2 protein-coding genes are annotated in these 12,365 nt (G+C 73.5%); both read left to right on the plus strand.

The genetic code is table 11. The features are described 5' to 3' along the window. On the plus strand, positions 1-4,641 hold a 4,641-nt coding region (locus ABZ565_RS34770), incomplete at its 5' end, for an amino acid adenylation domain-containing protein (protein ID WP_361036180.1). A gap of 15 nt (positions 4,642-4,656) precedes the next feature. Then, the coding region (locus tag ABZ565_RS34775; protein ID WP_361036183.1) for an amino acid adenylation domain-containing protein at positions 4,657-12,365 on the plus strand (7,709 nt) is incomplete at its 3' end.

Raw genomic sequence — 12,365 nt, forward strand, 5'->3', positions numbered from 1 at the left:
GACGTACTGCCCCTCTCCCCGCTCCAGCAGGGACTCCTCTTCCACGCGGTGTACGACGAGCAGGGCCACGACGTCTACACCGTCCAACTCGCCCTGGACATCGAGGGGTCCATCGACAGGGACGCCCTCCGGGCGGCCGTGCGCACCCTGCTCACCCGGCACGGCAACCTCCGCTCCGCGTTCCGGCACGACGGGTTCGACGCGCCGGTCCAGGTCATCCCCACCGGCTTCGAACTCCCCTGGCAGGACGTCGACCTGACGCGACTGCCCGAGGAGGGCCGTGCCGGTGAGGCGGACCGCCTGGTGGCCGAGGACCGGACGCGGCGGTTCGATCTCGCCGCGCCGCCGCTGATGCGGTTCACCCTCATCACGACGGCCCCCGACCGCCACCGGCTCGTCATCAGCCACCACCACCTGCTGCTCGACGGCTGGTCCATGCCGGTCTTCCTGGGCGAGCTGTTCTCGCTCTACGCACGGAAGGGCGACAGCGCCTCCCTGCCCTCCGTCACGCCGTACCGCGACTACCTCGGCTGGGTCGCCGCCCAGGACCGCACGGCCGCCGAGGCCGCCTGGCGCCAGGTACTCGACGGACTGGACGAGCCGACTCTCCTCACCGCACCGGACGCCTCCCGGGAGCCCGTCGTCCCCGGCCGGATACGGGTGGAGCTGGGTGAGGCGGAGACCGCCGCGCTGGCGCGGTGGGCGCGGCTGCGCGGGGTCACGGTCAACACCGTGGTCCAGGCGGTCTGGGCCATGGTGCTGGGCCGGCTCACCGGCCGTCAGGACGTGGTCTTCGGCGGTACGGTCTCCGGCCGCCCGCCGCAGGTCCCCGGCATCGAGTCCATGGTCGGCCTCTTCATCAACACCCTGCCCGTACGGGTGAAGACGGACCCGGCCGAGACGCTGGGCGCCCTGCTCGACCGGCTGCAGGACCAGCAGGCCGGCCTCATGGACCACCAGCACCTGCCGCTCGCCGAGGTCCAGCGGGCCGCCGGTCAGGGGGAACTCTTCGACTCCCTCGTCATCTTCGAGAACTACCCGCTCGACGCCACCGAACTGCGGAAGTCCGCCGGCGGGCTCGGGATCGTCGGCGGTGACAATCACGAGAGCACCCACTACCCGCTCAGCCTCACCGTCGGACTCGGCCGCTCGCTCGGCCTCGATCTCGCCCACCGGCCGGACGTGCTCGACCGGGACCAGGTCGAGGAACTGGCCGCCGCCCTGGTGAGGACCCTGGGCGAGGTCCCCGGTCACGCGGACCTGCCCGTGGGCCGGCTGCGCCTACTGGCACCGCGCCAGGAGAAGCTGGTCCTCGCCGACTGGGCGGGCACCGTGGACCCGGAGCCCGGCATCCCGGCGCTGACCGAGCTGTTCGCGCGCCGGGTGGCCGCCACCCCGGACGCCACGGCGGTGATCGCCGGGACGGAACGGATCGGCTACGCCGAGCTGGACGCGCGGGCCGACCGGCTGGCGCACCTCCTCGCCGCACGCGGGGCGGGCCCCGAGCGCTACGTCGCCGTGGCCCTGCCCCGGTCCGCGGGGCTGCTGGTCGCGCTGCTCGCCGTCCTCAAGTCCGGGGCCGCCTATGTGCCGCTCGACCCCGAGCACCCCGCCGAGCGGCTGGGCCACGTCCTCGACGACGCGCGTCCCTCGCTGCTGCTCACCACGGAGGCGACCGCCGCCACCCTGCCCGCTTCGGACACACCCCGGCTGCTGCTCGACACCCCGGAGACGGCCCGCGCACTGGCGGACCTGCCCGCCGGGCCCCCGGACGGCGTACCGGCCGACGGCCGCAACCCGGCCTACGCCATCTACACCTCCGGGTCGACCGGCCGCCCCAAGGGTGTCGTGATCCCGCGCGCCGCCCTGGACAACTTCCTCGCCGACATGGCCGCGCGGGTGCCGATGGACGGTACGGACCGGCTCGTCGCCGTCACCACCGTGTCCTTCGACATCGCGGCTCTGGAGCTCTACCTGCCGCTGCTCGCGGGCGCCGCCGTGGTCGTCGCGGGCAAGGACGAGGTGCTGGACCCGCACGCGCTCGCGTCCCTGATCCGCGACAACGGCGGCACGGTGCTGCAAGCCACGCCCTCCATGTGGCAGACGCTGACCGCCCAGGTCCCCGAGGCCCTCGACGGCCTGCGCATGCTCGTGGGTGGCGAGGCCGTCCCCGGCGCGCTCGCCGAGGCGATGGCCGCGAAGGGCCGGCGCGTGGTCAACGTGTACGGGCCCACGGAGACGACCATCTGGTCCACCACCGCCGAACTCGACGGCACCGTCGGCGCCCCGCCCATCGGCTGCCCGATCCTCAACACCCGGGTCCTCGTCCTCGACGGCGCACTGCGCCCGGTCGCACCCGGCGTCCCCGGCGAGCTGTACATCGCGGGCGCCGGCCTGGCCCGCGGCTACCTGGGCCGCCCCGGGCTGAGCGCCGAGAGGTTCGTCGCCGACCCGTACGGGCTGCCCGGGAGCCGCATGTACCGCACCGGCGACCTGGTCCGCTGGGGCCGGGACGGCGAGCTGGAGTACCTGAGCCGTACCGACTTCCAGGTCAAGGTCCGCGGCTTCCGCATCGAACTCGGCGAGATCGAATCGGTGCTGGCCCGGCACCCGGAGGTCGCCCGGGTCGCCGTGGTCGTACGGGAGGACCGCCCCGGCAGCAAGCTGCTGGTGGCGTACACCGTCGCAGCCGGCACGACGGCGCCCGACGCGGCCGAACTGCGCACCCACGCCGCCGCCGAGCTGCCCGACTACATGGTCCCGGCCGCGTTCGTCTCCCTGGACGCCCTGCCGCTGAACACCAACGGAAAGCTGGACCGCAAGGCGCTGCCCGCACCGGACTTCGGCGCCCGGCCCGCCGGACGCGCACCGTCCGGCCCTCGCGAGGAACTGCTCTGCCGGCTCTTCGCCGAGGTGCTCGGGCTGCCCGCCGCCGGGGTCGAGGACAGCTTCTTCACGCTCGGGGGCGACAGCATCACCTCCATCCAGCTCGTCGGCCGCGCCCGCCAGGAGGGCCTGGTCCTGACCCCCCGCGAGGTGTTCCGGCACAAGACGCCCGAAGCCCTCGCGTCCGCCCTCGCCGGGACCACGGCCGAGCCGCTTCCGGCCGCCGACCCCGAGGGGGCCGACCCGGCCCTGGGAGCGGTGCCCGCCACCCCGATCATCCGCTGGCTGCGGGACCTGGGCGGCCGGATCGAAGGCTTCAACCAGTCCGTGGTCTCACCCGCGCCCGGCGACCTCACCGACGCACAGCTCGCCGCGACGGTCCAGGCCGTACTGGACCACCACGACGCACTGCGGGCCCGGCTGGTCAGGACGGACACCGACTGGACGCTGCACATCCCGCCGAAGGGCGCCGTCAGGGCCGAGGACATCATCCACCGGGTGGACGTCTCCGGACTCGACGCGGCCGGTGCGGCGGCGGCGCTCGACGCGGAGGGCCGCGCCGCGCAGAACAGGCTGGACCCCGACGCCGGGGTGATGACGCAGGTGGTCCGGTTCGACGCCGGCCCCGACCGCGTCGGCAGCCTGCTCCTGATCGTCCACCACCTCGTGGTCGACGGAGTGTCCTGGCGGATTCTGACCCCCGACCTGATGGCCGCCTACGAGGCCGTCGTCGCGGGCCGGGAACCCGTCCTGGAACCGGTGTGGACCTCCCTGCGCCAGTGGTCCCGAAGCCTGACGGCCGCCGCCCGCACCCCCGGGCGCGCCGAGGAACTCCCCGTATGGACCCGGATGCTCGCGGGCCGGCCCGAACAGCCCCTCGGGGCCCGGGCGCTGGACCCGGCCCGGGACGTGGCGGGGGCGGTGCGCCAGCTGACGGTGACCCTGCCCGCCGAGGTGACCGGGCCGCTGCTCACCAGCGTGCCCACCGTGTTCCGGACCGGCGTCAACGACGTCCTGCTGACCGCGTTCGCCCTGGCGGTGACCGAGTGGAACCGGGACCGGGGCCGGTCCGCGCACGGCGGGGTCCTGCTGGACCTGGAGGGCCACGGCCGGGAGGAACTCCTCGCGGACGTCCTCCCCGACGCGGACGTCTCCCGCACGGTCGGCTGGTTCACCAGCCTCTTCCCGGTCCGGCTCGACCCCGGGGTGCCGGAGAACGACTGGGACGGCATCCGCAGTGGCGGCCCCGCCGTCTCCCGGGCCGTGGCCGAAGTGGCACGGCAGCTCGCCGAACTGCCGGACAACGGAGCCGGCTACGGCCTGCTGCGCCACCTCAACCCCGAGACGGCGCCCGCCCTCGCGGCCTTCCCCGCACCGCAGATCGGCTTCAACTACCTGGGCCGGTTCGCCGGAGGGGACGGCGGGAACGACAGCGACGGCGGCCTCGGCGGCAGCGACGACGCCATGCCCGCCGCACACGCCCTGGAGCTGAACTCGCTCACCCAGGACCGGCCCGACGGCCCCCGTCTGGTCGCCTCCTGGAGCTGGCCCGGCGAACTGTTCACCGAGGAAGAGGTGTCCGCCCTCGCCGACGGCTGGTTCCGGGCCCTGCGATCCCTGGTGATCCGCGCGGAACACCCCGACGCGTACACCCCGCCCCCGGCGGCACCCCAGCACACCGCGGCGTCACTGGCGCCACTGCTCGACCTCGGCCAGGACGAGATCGACGCATTCGAAGAAGACTTCGGGCTCTGAGTGGAGAGAAGCGAAATGACCACGTCCAAGCCGCGGCTGGAGGGCATCCTCCCGCTCTCCCCGCTCCAGCACGGCCTGCTGTTCCACGCGCAGTACGACGCGCACGGCCACGACGCCTACACCACGCAGTTCACCGTGGACATCGAGGGCGGAATCGACCCCGAGGCCCTGCGCGCGGCGTGTGCCGCCGTGCTGCGCCGGCACTCCGTGCTGCGCGCCGCCTTCCGCCACCGCAAGAACGGCGAGCCGGTCCAGCTCATCCCGGTCCACGTGGAACCCGAGTGGACCCGCGCCGACCTGTCGGGCCTGCCGGCCGCGGACCGGGCCGCCGAGGCCGACCGGCTGGTGGCCGAGGACCGGGCCCGGCGCTTCGACCTGGCCCGGCCCCCGCTCGTCCGGTTCACCCTGATCGACCTGGGGGAGGGGCGCCACCGCTTCCTGCTGACCGCGCACCACATCCTGCTCGACGGCTGGTCCCGGGCCCTGCTCATCGGTGAACTCTTCCAGCTGTACGGGCTGTTCGGCAGGGGCGAGGACGAGACGGAGCTGCCGCCCGTCGCCCCGTACCGCGACTACCTCGCCTGGGTCGCCGCGCAGGACCGTACGGCCGCCGAGACCGCCTGGCGGCAGGTGCTGGACGGGCTGGACGAGCCGACCCTGCTGGCCGCGCCGGACATGGCGCGGGAGCCCGTCGCCCCGGGGCAGGCGCGGGTGGAGCTGGGTGAGGCGGAGACCGCCGCGCTGGCGCGGTGGGCGCGGCTGCGCGGGGTCACGGTCAACACCGTGGTGCAGGCCGCGTGGGCGATGGTGGTGGGGCAGCTCACCGGCCGTCAGGACGTGGTCTTCGGCGGCACGGTCTCCGGCCGCCCGCCCCAGGTCCCCGGCATCGAGTCCATGGTCGGCCTCTTCATCAACACCCTGCCCGTCCGCGTCCGGCTGGACCCCGCCGAGCCCGTCGGCGCGCTGCTGGACCGGCTCCAGGACCAGCAGGCCGGCCTCATGGACCACCAGTACCTCGGACTCTCCGACATCCAGCGGCTGACCCCGGTCGGCGGCGAACTCTTCGACACCCTCCTCGTCTTCGAGAACTACCCGGTGGACACCGAGGGCCTGCGCAGTTCCGCCGACGGCCTCGGCGTCGTCGACGGCCGCAGCCACGAGGGCACCCACTACCCGCTCAGCCTCATGGTCCACGTGGGCACCACCCTCGCCATCGAGCTGAGCCACCGCCCCGACGTACTGGAGCACGCCGAGGCCCTCGCCATCGGGAACCGGGTGCTGCGCCTGCTCGCCTCTCTCGCCGGGTCCGAGGACACCGCCGTCGGACGCCTCGACCTCCTCGCCCCCGAGGACCGCGCCCTGGTTCTGGGCACCTGGAACGACACCGGTCGAGCCACCGCACCGGCCACGCTGCCCGCCCTGTTCCGGCGGACCGCCGACCGCCACCCGGACGCGACCGCCGTCCAGCACGGCGGCACCCGGCTCTCCTACGCCGCGCTCGACGCCCGCGCCAACCGTGTCGCCCGCCTCCTGATCGCCCGGGGCGCCGGCCCCGAGCAGACGGTCGCCCTGGCGCTTCCCCGGTCCGCCGACCAGATCGTGGCGCTCTGGGCGGTCCTCAAAGCGGGCGCCGCCTATCTGCCCGTCGACCCCGAGTACCCGGCCGACCGCATCGCCCACATGCTGACCGACGCCCGGCCGGCCCTCGTCCTCACCGACAGCGCCACCGCGCCCCGGATCACCGCCGCCGTGCCCGGTGACACACTCCCGCTCCTCGTCCTGGACACCGACGACACGGCCGAGCGGATCGCCGCCGCCGCGGACACCGACCCCTCCGACGGCGACCGCACGGCCCCGCTCACCCCCCTCACGCCCGCGTACGTCATCTACACTTCCGGGTCGACGGGCCGGCCCAAGGGCGTGGCGATGCCCGGCGGGGCCCTCGCCAACCTCATCGCCTGGCACGAGGACGTACTGCCCGGCGGCCCCGGTGTGCGCACCGCACAGTTCACCGCCATCAGCTTCGACGTATCCGCTCAGGAGATCCTTTCCGCCACCCTGTCCGGACGCACCCTCGTCATCCCCGACGAGGACACCCGGCGCGACCCGGCCGCCCTGGTGCGCTGGCTCGACGAGCAGCGGATCGGTGAGGTGTACGCGCCCAACCTGGTCATCGACGCCCTCTGCGAGGAGGCCGCCGGGCAGGGCCTCGAACTCCCCGCGCTCCGCCACCTCGCCCAGGCGGGCGAGGCCCTGGTGCCGACCAAGCGGATGCGCGACTTCCACCACGGCACCGGTCGCGTCCTGCACAACCACTACGGACCCACCGAGACCCACGTCGTCACCGCAGCCACCCTCCCCGCCGACCCCGGCGACTGGCCCGCTCGGCCCACCATCGGCCGCCCCATACACAACACCCGCGCCTACGTGCTGGACAGCGCGCTCAGGCCGGTCCCGCCCGGGGTGCCCGGCGAGCTGTACCTCGCCGGGGCAGGCCTCGCACGCGGCTACCTGAACCGGCCGGCGCTGACCGCCGAACGCTTCGTCGCCGACCCGTACGGCCCCGCGGGCACCCGTATGTACCGCACCGGTGACGTGGTCTCCTGGACCGGCGACGGCGAACTGGACTACCTGGGCCGCAGCGACCACCAGGTCAAGATCCGCGGCTTCCGCGTCGAACTCGGTGAGATCGAGGCGGCCCTGACCACCCACCCCTCCGTCGCCCAGGCCGTCGTCATCGCCCGGGAGGACAGGCCGGGCATCAGGACGCTCGCCGCCTACGTCGTACCGGCGGGCGGCGAGCCGGCGCCCGGCGCCGACGACCTGCGCGCCCACCTCGACGGCAGGCTGCCCGGCTACATGGTGCCCTCCGCGTTCGTCGCCCTCGACGCGCTCCCGCTCACCCCCAACCGGAAGCTGGACCGGCGGGCCCTGCCGGTGCCCGACGGCGCCGCATCCGCCGGACGCGCCCCGCGCACCGCCCACGAGGCACGACTGTGCGCGCTCTTCGCGGAAATCCTCGGCCTGGAGCAGGTCTCCGTCGACGACAGCTTCTTCGACCTCGGCGGACACTCCCTGCTCGCCACCCGGCTCGTGAGCCGGGTCCGTACGGCCTTCGGCGCGGAGATCGCGGTCCGCACCCTCTTCGAGGCGCCCACGGTCGCGGCACTCGCGGACCGCCTCGGCACCGCCGGCCGGGCCCGCGCGGCACTCGTCGCCGCACCGCGCCCGGCGGAGATCCCGCTGTCGCCCGCCCAGCGGCGCCTGTGGTTCCTCGGCCGCTTCGAGGACGCGGGCGGCAACTACAACCTGCCGCTGGCCGTACGGCTCTCCGGCGAACTGCGCGTCCGGTCGCTGCGCGAGGCGCTCGCGGACGTGGTAACCCGCCACGAGAGCCTGCGCACCGTCTTCCCGGAGACCGACGGCAATCCCCGGCAGGTGATCCTCGACCCCGGGCAGGCCGTCCCCGCCCTGCCCGTGATCGGTGTCGACGACGGCGACCTGGAAAAGGCACTTGCGGCGGCCGCCGGCAAGGAGTTCGATCTCACCGCCGAACCGCCGCTGCGCACCCGGCTGTTCGCGCTGGGCGGCACCGAATACGTACTGCTGCTGGTCGTCCACCACATCGCGGCCGACGGCTGGTCCATGGCCCCGCTCGCCCGCGACCTCGGCGAGGCCTACCGCGCCAGGTGCGAGGGCCGCGCGCCCGCCTGGGAGCCGCTGCCCGTCCAGTACGCCGACTACACCCTGTGGCAGCGCGCGGTCCTCGGCGACGAGAACCGTCCCGACAGCGAGCTGGCCCGGCAGATCGGCTACTGGCGCACCGCGCTCGCCGGCCTCCCCGAGGAACTGGCCCTCCCCATCGACCGCCCGCGCCCCGCCGAGATGAGCTACCGGGGCGACACCGTCGAACTCCAGGTCCCCGCCGACGTCCACCAGCGGCTCGCCGGGCTCGCCCGGGAACGCCGCGCGAGCGTCTTCATGGTGATGCAGTCGGTGCTGGCCGCGCTGCTGCACCGGCTGGGCGCCGGCGCCGACATCCCGATCGGCTCGCCCGTCGCCGGCCGCACCGACGGAGCGCTGGACGACCTGGTCGGGTTCTTCGTGAACACGCTGGTGCTGCGCACGGACGTGTCGGGCGACCCGACCTTCCGCGAACTCCTGGACCGGGTACGGGAGACGGACCTGGCCGTGTACGCCAACCAGGACGTGCCGTTCGAGCGGCTGGTCGAGGTGCTCAACCCCGAGCGCTCCATGGCCCGCCACCCGCTCTTCCAGGTGATGCTGTCCTTCCAGAACAACGCGGAAGCCACCCTCGACCTCGGCGGCCCGCAGGCCACCGGGCGCGCCGTGGGCTGGAAGACCTCCAACTTCGACCTCTCGCTCGTCCTGGAGGAGCGGTTCGGGGACGACGGAACCCCCGCCGGGATCGGCGGCGGCATCGAGTTCGCCACGGACCTGTTCGACCCGGAGACCGCCCGGGACCTGGCGGAACGCTTCGTGCGGCTGGCCGGCGAGCTGGCCGGCGACCCGGACCGCAGGCTCTCGTCCGTCGACGTACTGACGGCCGAGGAACGCCACCGCATCCTCGTCGACTGGAACGACACCGCGCGCACCTACCCGACGGGCACCCTCCCCGGCCTCTTCGAGGAGCAGGCCGCGCGGACTCCCGACGCCACCGCCCTCGTCTTCCGGAACACCCGGCTCAGCTACGCCGAACTCAACGCCCGGGCCAACCGGCTGGCCCGCCGGCTCGTCGCCCTCGGCGCGGGCGCCGAGCAGCCCGTCGCCGTACGGCTGCCCCGCTCGGCGGAACACGTCGTGGCCCTGCTCGCCGTGATGAAAGCGGGCGCCGTCTACGTCCCGGTCGACCCGGACTACCCCGACGACCGCATCGCCCACATGCTCGACGACGCCCGCCCGGTGCTGGAACTCACCGACCCCGCCGCACTGCACGACATCGACCCCGGGATCCCGGCGGACAACCTCACCGACGACGAACGCGGCGGCGCGCCCCGCCCGGACAACGCGGCCTACATCATCTATACCTCCGGTTCCACCGGCCGCCCCAAGGGCGTCACCGTCCAGCACCGCAGCTTCGTGAACCTCTTCCACGACCACTTCGGGCGGCTCTACGCCCCGGAGATCGAAGGGGCGGGCGATCGCCGGCTGCGCGCCGCGCTGGTCTCGTCGTTCTCGTTCGACGCCGCCTTCGACCCCCTGCTGTGGATGCTGGCCGGCCACGAACTGCACCTCATCGACGACGAGGCGCGCCACGACGCCGCCGCCCTGTTCGCCTATGTCCGGCGCGTGGGCGGCATCGACCACTTCGACACGACCCCAGCCCACTACCAGCAGCTCCACGAACTCGGGCTGACCGCCGACGAGTCCCTGCGCCCGATGATCGTGAGTCTGGGCGCCGAGGCGCTCGGCGAGACCCTGCGCCAGGAACTCCTGGACGTCCCGGATCTCGTCACCCACAACCTGTACGGCCCCACCGAGACCACCGTCGACGCGCTCGGCCAGCGCATCGAGGAGGCGGACCGGGTCCTCGTGGGACGGCCCCTGGACAACTACCGGGCGTACATCCTCGATCCGTCCCTGCGGCCGGTCGCCCCCGGCGTGGCCGGCGAACTGTATCTGGCCGGCGCCGGGCTGGCCCGCGGCTACCTGAACCGGCCGGACCTCACCTCCGTACGCTTCGTCGCGGATCCGCACGGCCCCGCCGGCACCCGGATGTACCGCACCGGAGATCTGGCCCGCTGGACCAGGGACGGCCGGATCGACTGCATCGGACGGCTCGACGACCAGGTGAAGATCCGCGGCTTCCGCATCGAACCGGGCGAGATCGAAACCGCGTTGGAGAGCCAGGAGGAGATCGCCCGCGCCGCCGTGATCGTCCGCGAGGACCGTCCCGGCATCAAGGAACTCGTCGCCTACAGCGTCCCCACCGCCGGACGCGAGGTGCCCGACGCGGACGAACTGCGACTGCGCCTGGGCGGGCGTCTGCCCGACTACATGGTCCCGGCGGCCTTCGTCGCTCTCGACCGCCTGCCGGTCACGGTCAATGGGAAGCTCGACCGCCGGGCCCTGCCGGCACCCGGTCCGCGCACCCGCGCCGAGGGCCGGACGCCCCGCACTGCCCAGGAGAAGGCCCTCTGCGACATCTTCGCGGAGGTCCTGGGCCTGGAGCGGGTCTCCATCGACGACGGCTTCTTCGACCTGGGCGGCCATTCGCTCCTGGCCACCCGTGTCGTGAGCCGTGTCCGCTCCCGGCTCGGCGCCGAATTGGCGGTCCGCACGCTGTTCGAGGCACCGACCGCCGTGGCCCTCGCGGAACGCCTCGGTGACGCCGGCCGCGCCCGCCAGGCGCTCACGGTGCGCGAGCGCCCCGAGGAGATCCCGCTCTCGTCCGCGCAGCGCCGGCTCTGGTTCCTCAACCGCTTCGAGGGCCCCCGCGCCACCTACAACATGCCGATGGCGGTCCGCCTGACCGGCGCCCTGGACACGGCCGCGCTCGAAGCGGCACTCGGTGATGTCGCGGCACGCCACGAGAGCCTGCGGACGATATTCCCCGACACGGAGGGCCGCCCGTACCAGCTGATCCTGCCGGCGCACGAGGCGTGCCCGGTGCTGACGGTCGCGGACTTCGACCCCGAGCGCCTGGCCGCCGAGGTCGCGCGCGGCTTCGACGTCGGCACGGAAATCCCGCTGCGGGCCGCCCTGTTCACCGTCTCCGACGACGAGCACGTGCTGCTGGTCGTGGTGCACCACATCGCGGGCGACGGCTGGTCGATGGGCCCGCTGGCGCGTGACCTGGGCGAGGCGTACGCGGCGCGTCTGGGTGGTGGTGCGCCGGGCTTCGCGGCGTTGCCGGTGCAGTACGCGGATTACACGTTGTGGCAGCGGGATGTGCTGGGTGATGAGGACGACCCGGTCAGTGAGTTGTCGCGGCAGGTGGATTACTGGCGTGGGGCGTTGGCGGGGTTGCCGGAGGAGTTGGTGCTTCCGGTGGACCGTCCGCGTCCGGCGGAGATGAGCTACCGCGGCGACACCGTCCCCTTCCACGTCTCCCATGACACCCATGAGCGGTTGCGGGCCCTGGCCGGAGAGGTCGGCGGCAGCGTGTTCATGGTCGTCCAGGCCGCGGTCGCCACCCTGCTCTCACGGCTGGGCGCCGGCACCGACATCCCGGTGGGCACCGTGATCGCGGGCCGCACGGACGAGGCACTGGACGACCTGGTCGGCTTCTTCGTGAACACGCTGGTGCTGCGTACGGACGTGTCGGGCGACCCGACGTTCCGGGAACTGGTGGAGCGGGTCCGGGAGACGGACCTCGCGGCCTACGCGAACCAGGATGTGCCGTTCGAGCGGCTGGTCGAGGTGCTGAACCCCGAGCGCTCCATGGCCCGCCACCCCCTCTTCCAGGTCATGTTGGCGTTCCAGAACACCGGGGAGGCCACGCTCGGCCTCGACGGCCTGCGGATCGCCCCCGAGGAGATCAGCTTCGACGCCGCCAAGTTCGACCTGTCGTTCCAGTTCGCCGAGACGTCGGGCGGGATCGAGGGGAGTGTGGAGTTCGCGGTCGATCTGTTCGACCGGGTGTCGGTGGTGGGTGTGGTGGAGCGCTTGGTGCGGGTGCTGGAGGTGGTGGCTGCTGATCCGGGGGTGCGGGTCGGTGGTGTGGAGGTGTTGTCGGGCGCCGAGCGTGGGTTGGTGCTGGG

Source organism: Streptomyces sp. NPDC016469 (genome assembly GCF_040632905.1).
Classification (GTDB): domain Bacteria; phylum Actinomycetota; class Actinomycetes; order Streptomycetales; family Streptomycetaceae; genus Streptomyces.